Origin of the sequence: Lactobacillus jensenii DSM 20557 (assembly GCF_001436455.1) — a bacterium.
GTDB lineage: Bacteria > Bacillota > Bacilli > Lactobacillales > Lactobacillaceae > Lactobacillus > Lactobacillus jensenii.
Genome location: NZ_AYYU01000001.1, coordinates 89,997 through 114,763 on the forward strand (window position 1 = coordinate 89,997; position 24,767 = coordinate 114,763).

A 24,767-nucleotide genomic window follows, 5' to 3' on the forward strand; every position below is an offset into this window, starting at 1 on the left:
TGGAAGCAGGATTTTCCCTGCTTCTTTTTTTCTTATTATGATTAAAAAATAAAGAGGAGGAATTTATGGATATTTTCATAAAATTAAGCTGGTTTTTCAAAAAATATAAAAAACGTTACTTTTTGGGTATTTTATTTTTAATTTTAACCTCCTTTGCTAATTTGATACCACCACTAGCTTTAGGGAGAATGGCTGAATTACTTAATCAGGGAAAAATAAGTTGGCTTGATTTCTTTATTAATGTTTTAGGAATAATTGTTGCTGCGCTTTTCTTATATATGTTTCGATTGGGATGGCGAAGCCAATTATGGGGTGGAGCGCAAATTTTAGCTCGTGATTTAACTACAAAATTATATTGGCATTTTTTAAAGATGGATCGGACATTCTATCAGCGCCATCGGACAGGCGATTTAATGGCTCACGCAACTAACGATATAACAGCTATTCAATTTGTAGCTGGAGATGGAGTTTTAGCCTTGGTTGATGCCGTATTTACTGGTGGAACGACTTTGATTGCCATGATGATTTTTGTTGATTGGCGCTTGACCTTGATTGCTATGATTCCGATGCCTCTTCTTGCATTAATGGCTCGTTTTTTAGGTACAAAACTTCATGAAGCATATCGACATAGTCAAGAAGCATTTAGTCAGTTAAATAACAAGACTCAAGAATCAATTACTGGAATTAAGGTTTTGAAGACATTTGGTCAGGCCCAAGAAGATATTGCGGCTTTTGATAAGATGACATATGATACCATTCGCATTAATAAGCGGGTTTTTAAGATTGATTCGTTATATGATCCACTAACAACTTTAATTATTGGCTTTACTTACATAATTACAATTATTGTGGGTGGTCAAATGGTCCAAACTAATGAAATTAATATTGGGCAACTTGTATCATTTGTAGCTTATATTGCTAGTTTAGAGTGGCCAATGTTTGCTATTGGCTACTTGTTCAACTTGATTGAAAGAGGAAGTGCGAGTTATAAGCGGGTTATGAGCTTACTGAGTGAAAAATCCTTAATTAAAGATCAAGTTGATCATACTGTTGATAAAATAACTGGCAATCTAGAAGTGAATATTGATAAATTCAAATATCCAGATGAAAAGAATAGATTAGCTTTACAGAAAATTAATTTTAACTTGAAACCTGGGCAAACCTTGGGATTGGTTGGTAAGGTTGGTGCTGGTAAATCGACAATAATTGAATTACTAATGAGAGATTTTGACAATTATCAAGGGCAAATAAAGTTAGCAGGAAAAAATATCAAAGATATAGCTCTGGATTCGTATTTGGGTGAAATCTCTTATGTCCCTCAAGACAATTTTCTATTTTCAGTTTCGATTGCAGATAATATTCGTTTCGCTGAGCCAGAAGCTTCACTTGATCAAATTAGACAAGCTGCTCAAGAAGCAGCATTAGACACTGATATCATGCTTTTCCCAAATAAATATGACACTTTAGTTGGAGAAAATGGGGTTTCTCTCTCTGGTGGTCAAAAGCAGAGACTAGCGATTGCGAGGGCACTGATTAAAGATAGTCAAATTTTGATTTTAGATGATGCCTTGTCAGCTGTTGATGCAAAGACTGAAAAGAGTATTTTAAATAATTTACAAAAATGTCGAAAAGACAAAACTACTATTATTGCTGCTCATCGCTTAAGCAGTGTAATGAAAGCAGATCTTATTTTAGTTTTAAAAGATGGTCAAGTTATTGAACGAGGGACCCATGATCAATTATTAGCAGAAAATGGTTGGTATAAGGAAATGTGGGATAGACAAGAACTTGAGAAGAAAGTAGGTGAAGGAATTGAATAAGGAGTATGAATCTATTTGGTCTAAAGCGATTACTTTTAAAGAGCAAAAACAAATATTTAAACGTATTTTTAAGTTTGTTTTACTATATAAAAGAGAATTTATTGCTTCTTTATTTGGAGCCTTATTAGTAAGTGTAATTAATATTCTTTTGCCAAGATTTTTACAATATTATTTAGATCACTTTTTGGCTCATAAGAGTGCAACATGGCAGATTATTTATGGTGTAGCAGCGATTTACCTTCTGGGGTTAATATGCAAGGCCTTACTTCAATTCTTTTATGAATATTATTATTCTTTAGCAGGTGAAAAAACTTTAGAAAAAGTTCGTCGAGTTCTATATCAAAAGTTACATCAATTGGGAATGCATTATTTTGATGAAACTCCTGCAGGTTCAATATTATCCAGAGTTACAAATGACACAATGACTTTGAGTACATTTTTGTCGATGTTTTCAGCTGTTATGATTGGAATTATTTCAATGATTACTGCTTTTGTAGCGATGTATTATACAGATAAGATTGCTGGATTAATTATTTTAGCTTTTTTGCCGGTTCTACTTCTAATTATGTGGCTATATTCTTATTATAATTCTCGTTTATATCGAGAATACCGCGAACGAAATAGTCTAATGAATACCAAACTAAATGAAACAATTACTGGCATTAACGTTATTCAACAATTTCGTCAAGAAAAAAGAATTCAAACTAAGTTTGAAGATATAGCAAATGCTCAATTAAAAACGAGAATGAAATTAGTAAAGATGAATGCTTTACTCCTTTCTCCACTTACTAGTTTGCTATATAATGTTGCGATTGCCATAAGTTTAATTTATTTCGGTTTTCCTACAAGAAGCGTTTTTGTAGCTGCAGGTGTTATTTATGCTTTCTCAAACTACATTCAGAGCTTTTTTAATCCAATTAGCTCAATGATGGATTCTTTGACATCATTTACTGATGGAATTGTGGCGGGTAAACGTATATTTAAAATTTTAGATGAAGATGAATTGGAGCCACAGCAAAAGGTTGATCCAAAAGCTAAGATTGAATTAGGAAAAATTGAGTTTAAGCATGTCTCGTTTTCGTATGATGGGAAAAATGATGTTTTGCATGATATTTCTTTTACATTAGAGCCAGGGCAAACCTTAGGAATAGTTGGTCATACCGGTAGTGGTAAAAGTTCTATCATAAATATTATGATGCGATTTTATGAATTTCATTCTGGAGAAATATTACTCGATGGACATGATATTCGAAGCTTTAGTCCTGAAGAATTACGAAAGAAATTAGGATTAGTATTACAAGAGCCGTTTATGTTTTATGGGGATATTAAAAGTAATATTCGCTTATACAATCAAGAAATTAGTGATAAAGCTGTTATTCAAGCAGCTAAGCAAGTTCAAGCTGATGGCTTTATTGAGCAATTACCTGACAAGTATGATAGCAAGGTAATTGAAGGTGGAAGTGAATTCTCAAGTGGACAACGGCAACTAATATCATTTGCGAGAACTTTGGTAACTAATCCTAAAATATTGGTTCTAGACGAAGCGACAGCTAATGTTGATACTGAAACAGAAACGCTAATTCAAAAGGGCTTGAAGCAATTGCGGCAAGGACGAACTACTTTAGCTATTGCTCATCGACTTTCAACGATTAAAGATGCAGATAAAATTATTGTGCTTGATAAAGGTAGAATTGTTGAAATGGGCAATCATGAAGAATTATTGAATCAAAAAGGATATTATTATGATTTATATCGTTTACAACAAGATCGAGGATAGAAAAAAAGTGCCATTAGGCACTTTTTTATTTGGGGATATATTTAAAATCTGGATTTTGGTCGTAGTCAAGTTTTGCCCATGCATCTTCTAATTGTTTATACAAGATAGGGGTAGTTTCTTTATCGATTTTGGATTTACGCTCAATTGTTATAGGATTACCAATCACAACTTCAAGTGGCTTTCGCTTAAGAAAGTCTTTAAAGGTAAGAGGACCTTGATAAACAACTGGTAAAAGTGGCTTGCCGGACATTTTTGCAATCACAAATGCTCCACTTTTTAATTCAGCAGAATGGCGAGTTCCGGAAGGGAAAATCATCAATGAATCGTGATTTTTGCGTAAGCCTTTGACCGGAATAGTTAAGGCAGAAGGTCCGGGATTTTTCCTATCTACAGGGAAAGCACCAGCATGACGTAAAATAAAAGATAAAACTGGATTTTTAAACAGTTCTTTTTTTGCCATAAACATATATGTCATAGGACTAGTTGCAAGTGCAAATAAAATTGGTTCCCACCATGTACGATGAGGAGCAACTAAGATATATGTTCCTTCTGGTAATCTTTCCTTATTGTGAACGTGCAAGTGTCCATTTAAAACCCAGACGATAAAACGGGCTATCGGCCGAATGATTTTGTAAAACATAAATTACCTCCAATATTGTAGACTTATTATATCAAATAAGATGAAAAGGACAAAAAGCAAATCATGAAACTTAAAAACGGTGAAAAAATTGATCATATTTATAGTGATCAAATTCAAATAATTCAGGATAAAGAAGCCTTCAGTTTTTCTTTGGATACAATTTTATTAGCTGCTGGTTGTTTAGATTACATTAAGGATCGGGATCAAATTGTTGAATTTTGTGCTGGGAATTGTGCTGCTAGTATTTATTTAGCTCATCGCAGTGAGGCACATTTCAAAACTATTGAAATTCAAGAACATGCATATGATCAAGGCAAAAGGTCAATTGAGCTTAACCACTTAGAAAATAGAGTTGAACCTTTTTTAGGGGATGTAAATGATGCCGTTAAATTTGTTGGTAGACAAAATAATATGGTTTTAGTTAATCCGCCATACTTTAAGGTGGCGCCTGGGCATGTTGTTAATCCAAATGAGAAAAAGGCGATAGCTAGACATGAGATTTTAGTTGATTTAGAGCACATTATTTTGCAGGCTAGTCAAGTATTAAAGAATAAAGGTCGACTGGTGATGGTCCATCGTCCAGAACGGCTAGGCGAAATTTGCTATTTTTGTCAAAAATATAATTTACCGGTCAAAAAAATCCAACCATACTCTTCTAGTGCAGAAAAAGAAAGTAACCTCATTGTTATTACCGCAAGTAAAAATGGAGCAAGTGATGGATTGATTTTAAAAAGTCCAATAATAACTCAAACAAGTGATGGACATTATAATCCGGAAATTAATCAATATTTGTTGGCTCAAGAGGCGGACGTAAAGAAGAATTATTATTTTTATGTCTTATTATGTAACGACAATACCCTATATGGCGGTTTTACAACTGATTTGCAGCAGCGCTTAAATGCTCATAATAGTGGCAAAGGTGCTAAATATACTAAAAGCAGACGACCAGTAAAAATGATTTATCATGAGTGTTTTAATGACAAACAGCAAGCTTTAAAGCGAGAGTATTGGTTTAAACATCACTCAAGAAGTTGGAAAGAACAATTTTTAAAAGATCATAATGTGACAATATAATCTTTTAAAATGTTGTAGTTGAAATTTAAATATAGCTTTGATAAACTTATTAAGTATGCGTAAGTGCATATAAAATTAACAAAACACACATCAAGGGCGATTGATATATGGTGCCGAATGGTCAAGTATCGAGTTGATCCCTTGAGAGGTATTAAACCATAGGAGGATTTTTTATGTCAGTTGTAACAATGAAGCAATTGCTTGAAGCCGGTGTACACTTTGGTCACCAAACTAGAAGATGGGATCCAAAGATGAAGCCATACATCTTTACTCAAAGAAATGGTATTTACATCATCGACTTACAAAAGACTATCAAGATGTTAGATGATGCTTACAACTACGTTAAGGCTGTAGCACAAAATGATGGTGTATTCTTATTCGTAGGTACTAAGAAGCAAGCACAAGAAGCTATTAAGGAAGAAGCTACTCGTGCAGGCCAATACTACGTAAACCAACGTTGGTTAGGTGGTACTTTAACTAACTGGACTACTATTCAAAGTCGTGTTAAGCGTTTGAAGCAATTGAAAGCTATGTCAGAAGATGGTACTTTCGACTTATTACCAAAGAAGGAAGTTGCACTTTTGACTAAGGAAATGGACAAATTACAAAGATTCTTAGGCGGTATCGAAGATATGCCTAGAATTCCTGATGTAATGTTTGTTGTTGACCCTAAGAAGGAAAAGATTGCGGTTCACGAAGCAAACAAGCTTGGTATCCCAGTTGTTGCCATGGTTGACACTAATACTGATCCTACTCCAATTGACGTAATCATTCCAGCTAACGATGACGCAATTCGTGCTATTCGTTTAATTGCCGGTGCTATGGCTGACGCTGTAATTGAAGGCAAGCAAGGCGAAGACGATGAAAACGTTGAACAAGAAATGGCTGACAAGGCTGCAGAATCTAATGACGAAAAGTCAATGGAAGAAGTAGCTAACGAAGCTGACGAAGATTAATTTTTACTTTTAGTTCCAATTAGGAGGAATTATTAATGGCAAAAATTACTGCTGCACAAGTTAAGGAATTACGTGAACGTACCGGTGCTGGTATGATGGACTCCAAGAAGGCTTTAGTTGAAGCTGAAGGAGACATGGAAAGAGCAATCGACATTTTAAGAGAAAATGGTGTTGCTAAAGCTGCTAAGAAGAGTGGTAGAATTGCTGCTGAAGGTTTAGCAGAATTTGCATTTGAAGGTAATACTGCTGCACTTGTTGAAGTTAACTCAGAAACTGACTTTGTTGCATCAAACGACAAGTTCATCAACTTAGTTAACGACATTACTAAAGCTGTATTAGCTGCAAAGCCTAAGAACATGGAAGAAGCTTTAAATGCTCCATTAGCTGATGGAACTATTGAAAGTGCAACTACTAACCTTACAGCCGTAATCGGTGAAAAGATTACTTTCAGAAGATTTAAGCTTATCAACAAGAGCGATGATGAAGTATTTGGTGCTTACAAGCACAATGGTGGTGCTATCGTTGCATTAGTAACCTTAAAGGGTGGTAACGAAGAAGCAGCTAAGAATATTGCTATGCACGTTGCTGCAATTAACCCAGAATACTTAAATAAGGATTCTGTTCCTGCTGACGAATTAGAACGTCAAAAGGCAGTATTCACTAAGGAAACTGAAAATGAAGGCAAGCCTGCTAACATCGTTCCTAGAATTGTTGAAGGTCGTGTAAACAAGTACTTAAGCGAAATTTGCTTAGTAGATCAACCTTACGTTAAGGATTCTGACATGACTGTTGAAGCTTACGCTAAGTCACAAAATGCTACTGTAGTTAACTTCGAACGTTTCGAAGTTGGTGAAGGTATCGAAAAGAAGCAAGAAGACTTTGCTGCTGAAGTACGTGAACAAATGAAGTAATCTTCAAAAAAGAAGCACAAAGTGCTTCTTTTTTTTGCTTAAAATTATTCATATATAAGCTAAACAACAAAACATTATCAACTTAAGTATGGTAAAATGTTAAGAGCAAAACACTAGGAGGTTATTATGAGTCAAGTTAAGTATAAACGAATCATTTTAAAAGTTAGTGGTGAAGCTTTAGCCGGACCAAAAGGTGTAGGTATTGATCCAATCGTTATTAGCCACTTAGCAAAAGAAATTAAATCAATCCATGATTTAGGTGTTGAAATCGGTGTTGTCTGTGGTGGTGGTAATATGTGGCGTGGTGAAACTGGTGCCAAGCTAGGAATGGAAAGATCACAAGCAGATTACATGGGAATGCTTGCAACTATTATGAATGGTTTAGCTTTACAAGATGGTTTGGAACATGTCGGAGTTCCTACCAGAGTTCAAACATCAATTGAAATGAGACAAGTTGCTGAACCATACATTAGAAGAAGAGCAGTTCGTCACTTAGAAAAAGGTCGTGTTGTAATTTTTGGTGGTGGTACTGGTAACCCTTATTTCTCAACTGATACTACAGCTGCTCTACGTGCAGCAGAAATCGATGCTGATGTGATTTTGATGGCTAAAAATGGCGTTGATGGCGTATATTCAGCTGATCCGAAAATTGATCCTAGTGCAACAAAATATGATGAGTTAACTCAATTAGAAGTAATTTCAAAGAACTTGAAAGTTATGGATAGAACTGCAAGTTCATTATCAATGGATACTGATATTCCATTAATCGTCTTCAATGTAAATACTGAAGGTAACATTAAGAAAGTTATCGAAGGTGAAAATATTGGTACTGTAATTAGAGGTGGAAAATAATGACAAATGATGTAATTGCTAAAGCAAAAGAAAACATGAATAAGTCTATTGCTGTTTATCAAAAAGAATTAGGAAATATTCGTGCAGGTGTAGCTAATGCAAGTTTGTTAGAAGGCGTAAAGGTTGATTATTATGGTGTGCCTACTCCATTAACTCAAATGTCTAGTGTGACTATTCCAGAAGCTCGCGTTCTTTTAGTAACTCCATATGATAAATCTAGTTTAGACAATATTGAGCATGCACTTTTAGCAAGTGACCTAGGACTTACACCTGCAAATGATGGTAATGTAATTCGCTTAGTGATTCCACAACTAACCGGTGAACGTCGTGAAGAAATTGCCAAACAAGTTGGTAAGCAAGCTGAACAAGCTAAGATTGCTATTAGAAATGTTCGTCGTGAAGCTATGGATAGCTTGAAAAAACAAGAAAAAAATGGCGACATTACTGAAGATGAACAAAAGCGTTTAGAAAAAGACGTTCAAAAAGTTACAGATGATGCTACTAAGCGTGTCGACCAACTTGCTGACGAAAAGCGTAAGGAAATTACTAAGGGCTAATCAATGACAAAAGAAAAAGAGTTAAATCATCTTGCCATTATTATGGATGGCAATGGTCGCTGGGCTCAAAAACGCCATCTCCCTAGAGTAATGGGACATAAACAGGGTATGCAAAATATCGAAAAAATTGCCTTGGCAGCAAATAAAATGGGCGTAAAGGTTTTGACACTTTACGCTTTTTCTACAGAAAATTGGGGACGACCAACAGATGAAGTTAGTTATCTTATGAAGTTGCCAATTACTTTTTTTGATAAGTTTATGCCTAAATTGATGGAAAATAATGTAAAAGTTAATATAATGGGATTTTTAGATGAATTACCAGAAAAAACTTTAGCAGTAACAAAAAAGGCTATGGCGGATACTAAAAATAATACTGGTATGATTTTAAATTTTGCCTTTAATTATGGATCAAGAAGAGAAATAACTTCAGCTATCAAAAAAATTGCTGAAAAAGTTAAAAACGAGAGTATAAATCTTGAAGATATTAACGATGAATTAGTTAATCAGGAATTATTGACAGCTGATTTACCTTATCCTGATCCCGATTTGATTTTAAGAACATCAGGTGAACAGAGAATTTCTAATTTCTTGTTATGGCAATTAGCATATTCAGAATTAGCTTTTACAGATAAATATTGGCCTGACTTTAATGAAGAAGATTTGAAAAAAGTAATTATGGATTTCCAAATGCGTGATCGTCGCTTTGGTAAATTATAAAGAGAGAGTATATGAAACAACGTACAATTACGGCAGTGATTGCCTTAATTTTATTTATACCAATTGTTGTTGCAGGCGGTTATTGGATTGACTGGTTGGCAGCAGCATTAGCAGCAGTTGGAATTAGCGAAGTCTTTTTGATGAAGAAACAAATTCTTTTATCGATTGACTTCTTATTGGCACTGCTTGCAACTTTGACGTGGACTGTTCCTAAGACATTTTTTAATGTCTTTCCAAAAGGAGTTACTAGACCTGGTATTTACTTTACAGTAGTTATGTTACTTTTAACTTGGACTGTATTATCTAAGAACAAAACTAGTTTTGATGATGTTGGGGTCTACACATTAGCTTCGCTATATATTGGAACCGGTTTTCATTATTTAGCAGCAATTCGAAATATTGACCATGTTTCGCTATTAGGTTTAGCGCTACTAGGCTATGTATTTGTGGTAGTATGGTCAACTGATATTGGCGCTTATATGATTGGGAAAAAGTTCGGAAAACATAAATTATGGCCAGTGATTAGCCCTAATAAAACCTGGGAAGGTTCTTTAGGGGCTGTTATTTGCGCAATAATTTTTTCTGCAATTTATATTAATTTAGTTCCATTAGTGAGAGATTACACTTATCTTATTTGGACTAGTGCCTTTTTATCAATAGTTGGTCAAATGGGAGATTTAGTAGAATCTGCTTATAAACGTTATTACGGAGTAAAAGATTCAGGAAAAATATTGCCAGGTCATGGCGGTATTTTAGATCGTTTTGACAGTATGTTATTTGTTTTACCTGTAATTGCTCTATTTTTTATTAAGGGATAAGTATGACTACAGTTTTAATTTTTCTAGTCATTTTTGGACTATTAGTATTTGTGCATGAATTTGGACACTTTTTTGTTGCTAAAAAAAGTGGTGTTTTAGTGCGCGAGTTTTCTATTGGAATGGGCCCCAAATTATTCCAAACAAGAAGAAAAAAGACCAGTTATACCATTCGCTGGCTTCCATTAGGCGGCTATGTTCGCTTAGCTGGAAAAGATGATATTAGTACAATTGATCCAGGGACAAATGTTATTTTGGTTTTGGATGAAAAGGGTAAAGTCGTTAGAATAGATGCCTCAGAATCAGACATTTTAATTTCTGGCATTCCAGTGCAAGTTACAAAGGCTGATTTGGTAAAAGAACTGACCATTCAGGGTTATGAAAATGGTGACGAGAGCAAAGAGTGCACTTATTCTGTAGATCATGACGCCACAATTATTGATAATACTGGGACTGAATTATCAATAGCACCCGAAGATACTCAATTTCAGAATGCTAAAATTTGGCAAAAAATTAGTACAAATATCGCTGGTCCATTAATGAATATTATTTTGGGTTTTGTGATTTTTATTATTTGGTCAATCTCAACAGTTGGCCCCTCGACAACAACTATTGCTAGAACATTAGAACATTCGCCAGCAAGTACTGTTTTAAAGAAAAACGATCAGATAATTGCTGTAAATGGAAAAAAAGTAGCTAGTTTTGAAGATTTTAGTGAAAAAGTAGCTGAAAATAAAAGCAAAAAAATGCAGGTAACAGTTAAGCGAGCAAGTGGAATTAAAACTTTTTCTCTTACTCCTAAGCTTGTTAAACGTAATAGCGAAAAAGTATATCAAATTGGTATATTTGCTAAATCTGATGAACGTTTTTCTGTTAAGTTAGCAAGAGGTTGGAATATGGCTGTAAATACAACTGGCTTGATTTTTAAAGCGGTTGGTAATTTAATTAGCCATTTCAGCTTAAACAAGTTATCTGGACCGGTAGGGATTTATTCACAAACTAGTCAAGTAAGTAAGTTTGGACTTTCAGCAGTTGTAGTTTTTTTAGCTATGATTTCAATTAATTTGGGAATTATGAATTTACTTCCAATCCCAGGATTGGATGGTGGTAAGCTCTTATTAAACTTAGTTGAGCTGATTCGTGGAAAGCCTATTCCTGAAGAACATGAAACTGCAGTGGAAATTGCAGGAGTTGTATTTTTATTAATTTTGATTATATTAGTAACAGGTAACGACATTTATCGCTACTTTATTAAATAAATTATTTAGGGAGTTAATTATGCGACAATCGAATTTTTTTATGCCAACTTTAAAGGAAGCTCCTGCTGATGCAGTAGCAGCAAGTCATAAAATAATGATTAGAGGTGGATATATACGTCAGGTAACCGCTGGTGTATATTCATACTTGCCTTTAGGCTATCGTGTGTTACGTAAAGCTGAAAGAATCATTGAAGAAGAAATGGATCGGATTAATGTTCCCGAAATGATTATGCCTCATTTATTGCCTGCTACATTGTGGCAAGAATCTGGCCGTTACTATAAATATGGTGATGAAATGTTTAAGCTAAAAGATCGTCATGGTCGTGATAGTCTTTTAGGCCCAACTCATGAAGAAACATTTACTGAAATCATTGCTAAAAACTTAAAGAGTTACAAGCAAATGCCACTTGCTCTTTACCAAATTCAAACTAAGTTCCGTGATGAAAATCGTCCAAGATTTGGGTTATTGCGTGGTCGTGAATTTGTAATGCTTGATGGTTATAGCTTTGCAGCTACTAGAGAACAATTAGATAAGCAATTTGATGATCAAAAGGCAGCTTACAAGCGTATTTTCAAACGTGCAGGTGTTACTGTTCACCCTGTTATTGCTGACTCTGGTACAATGGGTGGTAAAAACTCAACAGAATTTCAAGCTCCAGCAGCAATTGGTGAAGATACTATTGCTACTAATGAAAAAGGTACCTACGCAGCAAACCTTGAAATGGCAAAGAGTACTGATACCTTTAAACAAGAGCCTGAAGAATTGAAGACAATGGAAAAAGTTGCTACTCCAGGTTGCGAAACTATTGATCAATTAACTGAATTTTTGCATGTACCTGCTACTAGAATTGTGAAGAGTATTTTGTACATGGCTGATGACCAAAAGATTTTAGTTTTGATTCGTGCTGATAAGCAAATTAACGAAGTAAAATTGGGCCATTTATTAGATGCCAATGAAGTTCGTGAAGCAACTGCTGAAGAATTGGTTAATGTTACTGGTAGCGAAAAAGGCGGCGTAGGTCCAGTTAAGGCTGATTGGGCCGACAAGGTTATCGCTGATGAAACAGTTAAGGGCTTATATAATGTTGTTGTTGGCGCAAATGAAACTGGCTATCAATTCCAAAACGCCAATTTAGACCGTGACTTTAAAGTTGATGAATTTTCAGACATCAGAACTGCAAATGAAGGTGAACCAGATCCAGTTGATCATTTACCACTTCAATTTACTACTTCAATTGAAGTTGGACACATCTTTAAGTTAGGTACTTACTATACTGAAACTATGGGTGCTGATTTCCTCGATCAAAATGGTAAAGCACAACCTGTAATTATGGGTTCATACGGTATTGGCGTAACAAGAATGTTATCTGCAGCAGTTGAACAAAACTTGACGGAACACGGTGTTGCATGGCCAAAGGAAATTGCACCATTTACTCTTCATTTAATTCAAATGAAGATGAATGATGAAGACCAAACTAAATTAGCTGAGAGTTTAGAAACTAAATTCTCAGAGAAGTATGATGTGTTATATGATGACCGAAAAGAACGTGCCGGTGTTAAGTTTGCAGATGCGGACTTAGTTGGTGCACCTATTAGAATTACTATTGGTAAAAAGGCTGCTGATGGAATCGTCGAAGTTAAGCGTCCTACTGATGACAAAGCAGTAGAAATATCAGTTGACGATCTTGAAGCTTTTGTAGCAAAAGAATTGGATTAAGGTAAAATTTGTGGCAGATTCAAATAAACTTTTCTTAAGATTTTTGAAGCAGATTAAGTTTCCAAACTCTTTTAGTGATAATGATTTACTCGTAAAGGGGAAAATCGAAAACGTGGATGTTTACGGAAAAAAGCGTAAGTGGGATATCCACGTTTTTTTTGATACACCACTTAAGTTTGATACTTATGAAGCATTAGTTAAGCTCGCAGAGCAGGAATTTAGTCCGTTCATTGATGTTAATATTATGATTTCAACGGCTGATGGTTCAGATAATTATTTGCCTGAATACTGGTCATACGTTGTAAGTCAAACTGAAAACATGTCAGCAATGGCTCGTGAATGTTTATCTAGCAAAAAGCCAGTTAAAGTTGCAAGTGATTGGATAATTGAGGTTGAGACGCCAATGCTTGCAAATGCAATCTCACAATCTGACTTGGATAATTTGAGTTTTGATTTGCGTAAATATGGTTTCTTCAATATAAAATTGAAGTTACAAGTTAAAAATGCTAATGAAGATGCAAATTTGGCTAGTTTAGAACAATTAGAGCAGTTACAAGCAGAACATGAAAAAAGCATGAATGAGGCTTTTAAAAATATTCCAGCCAAGCCAAAAAGAGTGGTACAAAGCAGCACTCGTCAAACACGAGAAAAGAACTTTGGTAAGGCGGATATTCCAGCTAGCGAAGTAATTGGAATGAAAGAAATTGAAGATGGGATGAGAAATATTGCCATCGAAGGAAATATCTTCAATATTGATTCTCATGAATTAAAGTCAGGTGCCTTTATTTTTTCAGGAGAAATTACTGACTATTCAGATTCTATTGCCTTCAAAAAATTTGTTAAAGATAAAGAACAAATTGAAATGCTCAAAGGTATCAAACCGGGAGTTTGGGCAAGAATGTCTGGTAGTGCATTAGATGACCAATATGTGCATGATGTTGTTTTCAATATTAATAATTTTAAAATTGTTGAACATGTTGGTCGTACAGAAAAGTATCAAGAAGAACCTAAGCGTGTAGAATTACATTTGCATACTATCATGAGCCAGCTTGATGCAACAAATACTGCAACAGATTTTATCTCTACAGCAAAAAAATTTGGCCAAAAAGCAATCGCAATTACTGATCATGGAGATGTTCAGTCATTCCCTGAAGCCTATAGCGCTGGTAAAAAGCAAAAGATGAAGATTTTGTACGGCTTAGAAGCTAATATGGTTGATGATCATGCTTTATTAGTTTTAAATCCAGCTTCTATGACTTATGAAAATCGTGAATTTGTTATTTTTGACGTTGAAACAACGGGGCTTTCATCTGTGTACGACACAATAATTGAAATTGGAGCCGTAAAAATGAAAGATGGTGAAGTGATTGAAAGATTTGATGAATTTATAAATCCTCATCATCCGTTAAGTGAAACCACAATTAACTTAACTTCAATTACTGATGAGATGGTTTCAAAAGCAGATGATGAAGCAGAAGTTATAAAGAGATTTCAAGAGTTTTACGGAGATCGTCCACTTTGTGGTCATAATGTTCAATTTGACGTAGGGTTTGTTAATGCTGCACTGAGAAGAAGCGGCTTGAAAGAGATTACACAGCCAGTCGTTGACACACTTGAAGTCTCTCGATTACTTCATCCTGAGCAAACAAAGCATACTCTTGATTCACTTTGTAAAAAGTATAATGTGGTTCTTGAACACCATCACCGAGCAAATCAAGATGCGGAAGCAACTGGTTATTTGATGTTTAAATTATTAGATGCATTTAATGACAAGTTTGAGCAAGATGATTTAGGAAAAATGAATGATTATGCTAAGTTTGGCCAAGTATATAAACGTGCTAAACCAACTCATATGACTGTTTTAGCCCTGACACAAAAAGGGTTAAAAAATATGTATAAGTTAGTTTCCTTGGCCAGCACTCAGTATTTTTATCGTGAGCCTAGAACCCCTATATCAGAATTAAGAAAGTATCGTGAAGGTCTTCTCTTTGGTAGTGGTTGCTGGAAGGGTGATGTATTTATCACCATGATGCAAAAAGGCTATGATGAAGCAAGAGAAAAGGCTAGATTTTATGACTTCTTGGAAGTTCAACCGCCAGCTGCATATTCACAATTAATAGCTGATGAATTAATCAAAGACGAAGAGCAATTGGAGGAAATTCTAAAGAATATCTATAAATTAGGTCAAGAATTAAATATACCTGTTGTAGCAACGGGTGATTGTCACTACCTAAATCCTGAGGATAAAATTTATCGAGAGATTTTAATTGCAGCGCAAAGATCAAATCCTAATCGTAATAAGCCTCAACCCAAGCTTCACTTTTATTCAACTCAAGAAATGCTAGATGCATTTAACTTTATGGGTGAAGATGTAGCTAAAGAAATTGTAATTGATAACACTAATAAGATTGCAGATGAAATTGAAGAAATTGCTCCGGTAAAAAGTGGACTTTATCCACCACATATTAAGGATGCAGATCAGCAAATGACTGATTTGACTTATAACAAGGCATATGAACTTTATGGTAAGCCACTGCCTAAAATTGTTAAGGATCGGATAGAATTAGAATTAAATTCAATTATCTCTAATGGATATGCCGTTATTTATCTAATTTCTCAAAAATTGGTGGCCAAATCTAATAAAGATGGATATTTGGTTGGATCACGTGGATCCGTGGGGTCTAGTTTGGTTGCAACAATGTCAGGAATTACTGAAGTAAATCCATTAGCGCCACATTATCGATGTCCTAAATGTAAATATTCACACTTCTTTGAAAATGGGGAATACGGTTCAGGATTTGACTTGCCAGATAAAAAATGTCCAGAATGTGGTACTGAATTAGTTAAAGATGGCCAAGATATCCCATTTGCTACTTTCTTAGGTTTCCATGGTGATAAGGTTCCAGATATTGATTTGAACTTTTCAGGAGACTATCAACCTGTTGCCCATAATTATATTAGGGTTATGTTTGGTCCAGCTAACTCCTTTAGAGCGGGTACGATTTCGACTGTTGCTGATAAAACTGCATATGGATATGCTAAGCACTTTGAAGAAGAGCGTAATTTAAATTTGCGTTCTGCTGAGTTGGATCGCTTGGCTACTGGTACTTCAGGTGTTAAGAGAACGACGGGACAGCACCCAGCTGGTATTGTTGTAGTTCCAGATGATATGGATATTTATGATTTTACACCAGTACAATATCCAGCAGATGATTTGAATGCAGCATGGTTAACAACTCACTTTGATTTCCACTCAATTCACGATAACATCTTGAAATTTGATATTCTTGGTCATGATGATCCAACTATGATTAGAATGCTGCAAGACTTGAGTGGTGTCGATCCAATGACCATACCACCAGATGATCCAGGGGTTATGTCATTATTTTCAGGTACTGATATCTTAGGAGTTACTCCTGAGCAAATCGCTTCAAAGACTGGAACTCTTGGTGTACCAGAATTCGGGACTAAGTTTGTTCGCGGAATGCTTGAAGAAACAAACCCAACAACTTTTTCTGAGTTATTGCAAATTTCTGGTTTATCACATGGTACTGATGTATGGCTTGGAAATGCAGAAGACTTGGTCAATAATGGAACTTGTAAATTAAAGAATGTTATTGGTTGTCGTGATAACATCATGATGGACTTGATTCACTGGGGAGTTAAGCCAGAAGTAGCCTTTTCAACAATGGAATCTGTCCGTCACGGTCGAGGAATTAGTGATGATGACATGGCTGTTTTGAAAAAGAACAATAATATTCCTGATTGGTATATTCCATCATGTTTAAAGATTAAGTATATGTTCCCTAAAGCGCACGCTACAGCATATATTTTAATGGCTTTGAGAATTGCCTGGTTCAAGGTTTATTATCCAGTAATTTATTACACGTCATATTTCTCAGTTAGGGCTGATCTATTTGACTTAGTAGCCATGAGTCATGGTAAAAATTCCGTTAAAGCAGCTATTAAAAAGATTCAAGATCAGGGAAATGATGCAAGTGCTAAAGACAAGTCATTATTAACTGTTTTGGAAATTGCTAATGAATGTCTAGAACGTGGAATAAAAATAAAAATGGTTGATGTTAACGAATCTGAAGCCCTTAACTTCAAGATTGTTGATGATCATACAATTTTGGCACCATTTAATGCAGTTCCTGGTTTAGGGGATAACGCAGCAAAACAGATTGTTGCAGCAAGAGCTGAACAAAAATTCTTGTCTAAAGAAGATTTAAGAACAAGAGGTAAAGTTTCACAAACTATAATGGATTACTTAGAAGTCAATGGTGTGCTTGAAGGAATGCCAGATCAAAATCAATTGTCTCTATTTTAATTTTTAATAATTTGTGATATAATATCTAACGTAGTTCGAATAGCCAATTCGAGTGAGCAGAAATGCTCACTCTTTTTAGTACGGAGGAAGATTTTTTGACAAAAATCGTTGATCTTGTAACGAATTTAGTTAGCCCCATAGCTGAGAAGCGTGGGGACGAATTAGTTGATGTTGAATACGTGAAGGAACAAAATCAATATTATTTACGTATTTATGTTGATCGTGGAGAAAGTGGAATTGATATTGAAGAAATTGCCGCTTTAAGTGAAATGGTTTCTGAAGAACTAGATAAGTTAAATCCTGATCCTTTCACTGAACCTTACATGTTGGAGTTGTCTTCACCAGGTTTGGAGAGACCAATTAAAAATGAACGTGATTGGGAAAAAGCAGTGAATAAGTATATCCACGTAGCTTGCTATCAAAAGATTGATGGACAAAAGGCTTTTGACGGCACTTTATTAAGCAAAGATGATGATAAAATCACTTTGAAAATCAAGATTAAAACTCGGACTAAAGAGTTGGAAATCCCTGTTGGGGCAATTGCAAATGCTCGATTTGCAATTGAATTTTAGAAAGGGCTGATTAAAACTTATGACTAAAGAAATGTTAGAAGCTTTTGCCACTTTAGAAAATGAAAAGGGTATTAAGCAAGAAATTATTGTTGATGCGATTAAAGCCGCTCTTGTAGCAGCATACAAAAAGAATTACAATCAAGCCCAAAATGTTGAAGTTGACTTTGACGAAAGAAAAGGTAACTTCAAAGTTATGGCTATCAAGACCGTTGTTGATGAAGTTCAAGATGCTCGCTTAGAAGTTAGCTTAAAAGAGGCCTTAGAAATTAATAAAGCTTATGAAGTAGGCGATGAAATTAAGTTTGAAGTAACTCCAAAAGATTTTGGGAGAATTTCAGCTCAAACAGCAAAACAAGTAATTATGCAACGTCTTCGTGAAGCTGAAAGAAATCACATTGTAAGTGAATATTCACAATACCAAGATGAACTTGTAACTGGTGTTGTAGAACGTCATGATAATCGTTTTGTTTATGTGATGATAGACAAAGTTGAGGCTGTTATGCCACGTGGCGACCAAATGCCAAATGAAGTATATAACCCACAAGATAAGATTAGAGTCTTGGTAACAAAAGTGGGTAATGATACTAAGGGTGCTCAAATTGTTGTTTCAAGAACAGCTCCAGATATGGTTAAGCGTTTGTTTGAGCAGGAAGTTCCTGAAGTGTATGATGGTACTGTTCAAATCGTATCTGTAGCTCGTGAAGCCGGTGATAGAACTAAAATTGCAGTTAAATCAGATGATCCTAATATTGACCCAGTTGGTACTTGTGTTGGGCCTAAGGGAGCACGTGTTCAAAATGTCGTTAATGAATTAGGTGGAGAAAACATTGATATTGTAAAATATGAAGATGATCCAGCTGATTTCATTGCCAATGCTCTTAATCCGGCTGAAGTAATTGCAGCTCAATTTGGTGAAGATGAAGATGAAAAGAGTGCCTTGGTTATTGTCCCTGACTACCAATTATCTTTGGCAATCGGTAAGAAGGGTCAGAATGTCCGTCTTGCAGCCCGTTTAACTGGTTATAAGATTGATATTCGTCCTGAATCACAAGTTGAATTTGTTGATGAAGATAATGGAAACGATGAAAATGTTGGTGATGAAAATCCAACAAATAATGAAGAATAGGTGATTTTTTTGAAAAAGAGAAAAGTCCCAATGAGAAAAGATTTGTTGACGAATACAATGCAACCAAAAAAAGATTTGGTAAGAATTGTTATCAACAAAGAAAATGAAGTTTCAGTTGATCCAACTGGCAAAAAGCCGGGACGTGGAGCCTATGTTTCATTAGAACCTGATAAAATAACTGAAGCTCAAAAAAGTAAAATTTTAGACCGAAGCTTAGGTACTAAAATTGATGATAGTTTTTATCAAGAACTTTTTGAATATGTAGATCATCAAAAGGCAAGAAAAGAATTATTTGGTGATAAATAAGTGCATAATCGTAAAAAGATAATAAATTTTTTAGGACTAATTCAAAGAGCCGGGAAAATAGTTTCTGGCACAGATTTGGTAGTCTCATCGATAAAGACTGGCAAGGTTAAGCTGGTAATTATAGCTAGTGATCTTTCTAAGGCAACACGCCAAGAAATCGAAGCTTTAGCCCAAAAGAAAGGCTTGCCAATTATTGATGAGTTTTCAGAGCTTGAAATATCTCAAGCAATTGGGAAAACTAGAAAAGTTTTAGCAGTTAGTGATTTGGGATTCAGTAAAGCAATACAAAAGAAATTAAATGAAGGAGTGTGATCTGATGGCTAAGCAGAGAATATATGAAATAGCAAAGCAATTAGGTTTGGATAATAAGGTCTTGGTTGATAAGGCTAAAGAATTAGGCTTTAATATTAAAAACCATATGTCATCACTTTCAGATGCAGAAGTGAATGAGTTGAAAAATAAGGTGAAGCCTTCCACTCCAGCTAAGAGTAAAAATGATGAAAAGAAAGAAAATAAAATTAAGCTTTCTGTTTCTTCAATTAGAAGACCAGCTTCACAAGCTAAGAAGCATGCTAAGCACCAACATAGTGATCAAGCTAAAAAGCGTGGTAATGATTCTTCAAATAAACGTCGTTCTAATCGTCGTGAAAACGATCAAAAACAAAATAATAAGCCAACAAAGGTCAATAAAGCTAGAGACCTATTAGCAGAACTTCAACAAAAACAACGTGCTGAAGAGAGAACTTTAGCTAAGGAGTCTGAAAAGGCACGTAAAATTTGGCATGAAGAAAAGAATAAGACGTCAAATCAAAATACAGAAAAACAAAATTCTCAAAAGAAAGATACAAACGAAGTGACAAATCAACCAGAAGAAAAGAAAACTAAAAAGGTATTAGGACCTAAAATTCTTAAACCATCTCCTGCTAGAAATCGTCCTAAGACCGAAGAAAATAAGCAAAACCAAAATCAAAAATCAAAACCAAAAAGAAAGCCAACTATGAATCGGACACCACAAATTCCGGTAATGCCAGAAGAAAGTGTAAAACCTGATTCACGTAGAAATGGCAACGGACATGGCAGAAATACTGGAAAGCCTGGCCGAAAAGGACGTGATAATAATAACTTTGAACATCGTAATGAACATTCAGACAAGATGGAGAGAAGAAAGCGTAAAAACAAGCATAATAATCACGTCGAAGAAGTTAGAAAACCAAAGACTGTGCGCAAAGAGCGTCCATTACCTGAAGTTCTTGTATTTGAAGAAGGTATGAATGCTCAAGATTTAGGTAAGCTTTTACATAGAGAACCAGCTGAAATCGTTAAGAAGCTCTTTATGCTTGGTGTTATGACTAACCAAAATCAATCACTTGATAAAGATACTATTGAACTTTTGGCTGCAGAATATGGTATTGAATCACAAGAAAAAGTTCATGAAGATATTTCTGATATTGATAATCTTTACCAAAAAGAAGTTGAAGCTTCTAAAGAATCTAAGCATCAAGAAAGTAGACCACCAGTTGTAACTATTATGGGTCACGTTGACCATGGTAAAACAACTTTACTTGATAGATTACGTCACACTAATGTGTCAGAACATGAAGCTGGTGGTATTACTCAAAAAATCGGTGCATACCAAGTTCGTGTTGATGACCGTTTGATTACTTTCCTTGATACGCCTGGTCACGCTGCCTTTTCAAATATGCGTGCTCGTGGTGCTGAAGTAACTGATATTGTTGTTTTGGTAGTAGCTGCTGATGACGGTGTAATGCCACAGACTATCGAAGCAATTGACCATGCCAAAAGTGCGGGAGTGCCAATTATTGTTGCCATTAACAAGATGGATGCTCCAGGTGCTAACCCAAGCCACGTTACTGAACAGTTGATGAAGTATAACTTAATTCCTGAAGATTATGGTGGCGACACAATTTTTGTTAAAATTTCTGCCAAAACAGGTGATAATGTTGAAGAATTATTACAAATGATTCTTTTACAAGCAGATGTTCTTGAACTCAAGGCAGATCCACATCAAAAGGCAATTGGTACTGTTGTTGAAGCTAGATTATCACGTGGTCGTGGTCCTGTAGCTGACATTTTAGTTCAACAAGGTACTCTTGAAGTTGGTGATCCTATTGTTGTCGGAAATACATTTGGACGTGTCCGTGTTATGACTAACGATAAGGGTAGAAGAGTTAAAAAAGCTACACCATCAATGCCTGTTGAAATCACTGGTTTAAATGATGTTCCTGAATCAGCTGATAAGTTTGTGGTCTTTGAAGATGAAAAGACAGCTCGTTCAGTTGGTGAACAACGTGCCCAAAATGCCTTGCAAAAGCAACGTGAAAAAGTACAACATGTTACTCTCGATAACTTGTTTGATACAATGAAGCGTGGAAATATGAAGGAAGTTGGCATTGTATTAAAGGCTGACGTACAAGGTTCAGTTGAAGCACTTTCTCAATCACTTGAAAAGATTGATGTTGAAGGAGTACGAGTAAACATTATTCACTCCGGTGTAGGTGCAATTAACGATTCAGATGTTACTTTGGCAAGTGCTTCAAACGCCTTCATTATTGGATTTAATGTTCGTCCAACTGCAACAGCAAAATCACAAGCTGAAAGTGATGAAGTTGATATTCGCTCATACAGCGTTATCTACAAGGCAATTGACGATGTAGAAGCTGCCATGAAGGGTATGCTTGAACCAACTTACGAAGAAAAGGTAACTGGTAACTTAACAATTCGTGAAACTTGGAAAGTTTCTAAGGTTGGTACAATTGCTGGTGCATTTGTTGATTCAGGTTATATCCATAGAGACAGCGGTATTCGCGTTATCCGTAATGGTGTTGTCATCTATGATGGCCAAGTTGCTTCTCTTAAGAGATTCAAAGATGATGTCAAGGAAGTTAAACAAGGTTTCGATTGTGGTTTGACTATTGAAAACTACAATGACCTTAAGATTGATGACGAACTTGAAGCATATGAAATGCAAGAAGTTAAGCCTAAGTAAGGAGAATTAACATGAAACACAGAATTGGTCGGGTTGAAGGAGAAATTTTGCGTGAATTGTCGAAAATTTTGCAAAAAAAGATTCGCGACCCACGTTTGAGTGACGTAACCTTAACTGCTGTTGAATGTACTAATGATTTCTCTTATGCTACAGTTTATTATTCTTTATTGACAGAAGAAGGAAATAAAGAAAAAGAAGTAGCCGAAGGTTTAGAAAAAGCAAAAGGATTAATGCGACACTTATTAGGACAAGAATTAACTGTTTATAAAGTGCCTGAATTAATTTTTAAGAGAGATACTTCGGTACAATACGGTAGTAAAATTGATAAATTAATTGCTCAATTAAAAAAGCAAGAAAATGATAGATAAAAAGCGCCTTAGGGCGCTTTTATTGTAGGTGAAAGTATGATAAATGGAATTTTAGTAATTAATAAAAGTAAGGGAATGACTAGTGGGGATGTCGTTTATAAATTAAGAAAAATTTTGAAAACGAGAAAGGTTGGCCACGCCGGTACATTAGATCCAGAAGTAGAGGGCGTTTTACCAATTGCGATTGGACAAGCAACAAAATTAATCGAACTAATGCATGAAAGACCTAAATCATATACTGGGAGAGGTTTGTTTGGCTTTTCTACTGATAGCTATGATACAGATGGAAAAGTTTTAAAGAGAAAAGATGTAACGGAAAAGATCTCTTTTGACAAGATTCAAGAGGGGATGGACAGTTTTTTAGGAAAAATTGATCAAGTCCCGCCAATTTATTCTGCAGTAAAAGTAAATGGAAAACGACTTTATGAATATGCACGAGAAGGAATTCCAGTAACTAGACCTGTCAGAAGTGTTGAAATCTTTAAATATCAACTAATAGAACCTGTTACTTATCAAGACGGGCAAGAAGAGTTTGGCTTCGATATTGAATGTTCAAAAGGAACCTATGTTAGAAGTTTAGTAAATGACTTGGGGGAAAAGCTTGGCTATCCAGCAGTTATGACCCACTTACAAAGAACCAGCAGTTCAGGTTTTGATTTAAAACAGGCAATAAGATTAGAAGAATTAGAAAAAAATCCTGAATTAGCTGTTAAGTATATTTTGCCAATTGATTCATTTTTTGCAGATTATGAAACAATCGATATGAGTGAAGGAATTTGGCAAAAAGTTAAAAATGGGAATGCGATTTCATTAAGAAATGATGCAAAAAAAGTTGCTTTACGCTACAATAAAAAAGTCAAAGCAATTTATGAATTGAAATCGCATACATACAGACCGTATTTAATGCTTTTACAAAATGAATAGTAATAGAAGGAATAAATTTTGGAAATAATTCATCTTAGTTATCCTATTACAAAAGAATTAACTCATACCCATGTGGTTTTAGCTTTAGGCTTTTTTGATGGGGTACACATTGGTCATCAAAAATTAATTAAGCGCGCACAAGAAGTGGCGAAGAAAAAACAATTGCCCTTAATGGTACTAACTTTTGATCGTCATCCTAAAGAAATTTATTTAGGAAGAACTGACTTTGAATATTTGGATAACCTTTCAGAAAAAGCAAAAAAGATGGAAAAACTAGGGGTAGATTATTTAGCTGTTGCTCCATTTACTGAGGGCTTTAGCAAGTTAAGTCCTCAAGAATTTGTAGATCAAGTTATTATAAAATTAAAAGCCGACACTGTTGTTGCAGGATTCGACTATACTTATGGGCCTAAAGATATTGCTAATATGGAAAATTTGCCATACTTTGCTAAAAATAGATTTGAAATTGTTATTTTGCCTGAACAAACTAGTGGTGGAAGCAAAATTGGTTCAACAGCAATTCGGCAAGCCATTCGAGATGGAAACTTAGAATTGGCCACTAATTTATTGGGAAGTCATTATATTATGTCAGGTATTGTAGGACATGGTTTACGAAATGGTCACAAACTTGGCTTCCCTACAATTAACTTAATTCTGAATGGCCGGAAAGTTATACCTAAAATTGGAGTTTATGCTACAAGGACTTTAGTCCATGGTAAGTGGTATGATTCAATGACTAGTGTAGGTTATAATGTAACAATTCAAGCTAGCAAAAAAATTTATATAGAATCATATTTATTTGATTTTAATGAAGATATTTACGATGAAGAGATAAGTATCGAGTGGTATCACTATACCAGAGGCGAAATTAAATTTGCCAGTTTAGATGAGCTGAAAAAGCAACTGATTAAAGACGAAAAAGAAATTCGTAATTATTTCGATAATATGAAGAACTAGAAAACTAGTTCTTTTTTTATGCAAAAAATTAGCAAATAGCTTGCATTAGTGCTAATTTATTAGTATATTATTCATGTTAGCA

The 24,767-nt window shown here is 35.1% G+C and carries 21 protein-coding genes; 20 read left to right on the forward strand and 1 reads right to left on the reverse strand.

The window, feature by feature from the left end; translation table 11 throughout:
• Positions 1-65 precede the first annotated feature (65 nt).
• Positions 66-1,820, forward strand: coding sequence for an ABC transporter ATP-binding protein (locus tag FC45_RS00475; protein WP_006584887.1), 1,755 nt, complete (start codon positions 66-68; stop codon positions 1,818-1,820).
• Positions 1,804-3,597, forward strand: coding sequence for an ABC transporter ATP-binding protein (locus FC45_RS00480; protein WP_006588394.1), 1,794 nt, complete (start codon positions 1,804-1,806; stop codon positions 3,595-3,597). The genes FC45_RS00475 and FC45_RS00480 overlap by 17 nt, the downstream gene beginning before the upstream one ends.
• Positions 3,598-3,622: 25 nt before the next feature.
• Here FC45_RS00480 and FC45_RS00485 read toward each other — a convergent pair whose 3' ends face one another.
• A complete protein-coding gene (locus FC45_RS00485) occupies positions 3,623-4,237 on the reverse strand; it encodes a lysophospholipid acyltransferase family protein (RefSeq protein WP_006584885.1) in 615 nt (204 codons plus the stop codon).
• A 63-nt stretch (positions 4,238-4,300) separates the two neighbouring features.
• Between FC45_RS00485 and FC45_RS00490 the strand changes: the two genes are divergently transcribed.
• The 18 genes from FC45_RS00490 (at position 4,301) to ribF (ending at position 24,685) form a co-directional block, all read left to right on the forward strand.
• Positions 4,301-5,311 (forward strand): GIY-YIG nuclease family protein, encoded by a 1,011-nt coding sequence (locus FC45_RS00490; protein WP_006584884.1) that lies wholly within the window; start codon positions 4,301-4,303, stop codon positions 5,309-5,311.
• 173 nt (positions 5,312-5,484) lie between these two features.
• Complete coding sequence (rpsB, locus tag FC45_RS00495) at positions 5,485-6,267, forward strand: 30S ribosomal protein S2 (protein ID WP_057706282.1); 783 nt, start codon at positions 5,485-5,487, stop codon at positions 6,265-6,267.
• 35 nt (positions 6,268-6,302) lie between these two features.
• Positions 6,303-7,178 carry a translation elongation factor Ts gene (gene tsf, locus FC45_RS00500; RefSeq protein ID WP_006584882.1) on the forward strand — a complete coding sequence of 292 codons (876 nt, stop codon included), beginning with the start codon at positions 6,303-6,305 and terminating at the stop codon, positions 7,176-7,178.
• A 126-nt stretch (positions 7,179-7,304) separates the two neighbouring features.
• A complete protein-coding gene (gene pyrH / locus FC45_RS00505; RefSeq protein ID WP_006587904.1) occupies positions 7,305-8,030 on the forward strand; it encodes a UMP kinase in 726 nt (241 codons plus the stop codon).
• Entirely contained in the window at positions 8,030-8,587 is a 558-nt protein-coding gene (frr, locus tag FC45_RS00510; protein WP_006584881.1) for a ribosome recycling factor, read from the forward strand. Before pyrH ends, frr begins: the two co-directional genes overlap by 1 nt.
• A 3-nt stretch (positions 8,588-8,590) precedes the next feature.
• Positions 8,591-9,304, forward strand: a complete 714-nt coding sequence (locus FC45_RS00515) for an isoprenyl transferase (protein ID WP_006587903.1) — start codon at positions 8,591-8,593, stop codon at positions 9,302-9,304.
• Between the two features lie 11 nt (positions 9,305-9,315).
• On the forward strand, positions 9,316-10,122 hold the full coding sequence (locus FC45_RS00520) for a phosphatidate cytidylyltransferase (RefSeq protein ID WP_006584880.1): 807 nt from the start codon (positions 9,316-9,318) through the stop codon (positions 10,120-10,122).
• Positions 10,123-10,124: 2 nt separating this feature from the next.
• The gene (gene rseP / locus FC45_RS00525; protein WP_006588393.1) at positions 10,125-11,378 is read left to right on the forward strand and encodes an RIP metalloprotease RseP; all 1,254 of its coding nucleotides are present in this window, start codon (positions 10,125-10,127) and stop codon (positions 11,376-11,378) included.
• 19 nt (positions 11,379-11,397) lie between these two features.
• Complete coding sequence (locus FC45_RS00530; RefSeq protein ID WP_057706284.1) at positions 11,398-13,095, forward strand: proline--tRNA ligase; 1,698 nt, start codon at positions 11,398-11,400, stop codon at positions 13,093-13,095.
• Between the two features lie 10 nt (positions 13,096-13,105).
• The gene (locus tag FC45_RS00535) at positions 13,106-17,425 is read left to right on the forward strand and encodes a PolC-type DNA polymerase III (protein WP_006588392.1); all 4,320 of its coding nucleotides are present in this window, start codon (positions 13,106-13,108) and stop codon (positions 17,423-17,425) included.
• A 95-nt stretch (positions 17,426-17,520) separates the two neighbouring features.
• Positions 17,521-17,997 carry a ribosome maturation factor RimP gene (gene rimP / locus FC45_RS00540; RefSeq protein WP_006584877.1) on the forward strand — a complete coding sequence of 159 codons (477 nt, stop codon included), beginning with the start codon at positions 17,521-17,523 and terminating at the stop codon, positions 17,995-17,997.
• 19 nt (positions 17,998-18,016) lie between these two features.
• A complete protein-coding gene (nusA, locus tag FC45_RS00545) occupies positions 18,017-19,123 on the forward strand; it encodes a transcription termination factor NusA (protein ID WP_006584876.1) in 1,107 nt (368 codons plus the stop codon).
• A gap of 9 nt (positions 19,124-19,132) precedes the next feature.
• Positions 19,133-19,429, forward strand: coding sequence for an RNase P modulator RnpM (rnpM, locus tag FC45_RS00550; RefSeq protein ID WP_075362519.1), 297 nt, complete (start codon positions 19,133-19,135; stop codon positions 19,427-19,429).
• Positions 19,430-19,741 (forward strand): L7Ae/L30e/S12e/Gadd45 family ribosomal protein, encoded by a 312-nt coding sequence (locus tag FC45_RS00555; protein ID WP_006584873.1) that lies wholly within the window; start codon positions 19,430-19,432, stop codon positions 19,739-19,741.
• Between the two features lie 4 nt (positions 19,742-19,745).
• Positions 19,746-22,436, forward strand: coding sequence for a translation initiation factor IF-2 (infB, locus tag FC45_RS00560; protein ID WP_057706285.1), 2,691 nt, complete (start codon positions 19,746-19,748; stop codon positions 22,434-22,436).
• 11 nt (positions 22,437-22,447) lie between these two features.
• The gene (locus FC45_RS00565; protein ID WP_006587899.1) at positions 22,448-22,804 is read left to right on the forward strand and encodes a ribosome-binding factor A; all 357 of its coding nucleotides are present in this window, start codon (positions 22,448-22,450) and stop codon (positions 22,802-22,804) included.
• A 36-nt stretch (positions 22,805-22,840) separates the two neighbouring features.
• Entirely contained in the window at positions 22,841-23,728 is an 888-nt protein-coding gene (truB, locus tag FC45_RS00570) for a tRNA pseudouridine(55) synthase TruB (RefSeq protein WP_006584871.1), read from the forward strand.
• A gap of 18 nt (positions 23,729-23,746) precedes the next feature.
• On the forward strand, positions 23,747-24,685 hold the full coding sequence (gene ribF, locus FC45_RS00575) for a riboflavin biosynthesis protein RibF (protein WP_006584870.1): 939 nt from the start codon (positions 23,747-23,749) through the stop codon (positions 24,683-24,685).
• The last annotated feature ends 82 nt before the right edge of the window (positions 24,686-24,767 follow it).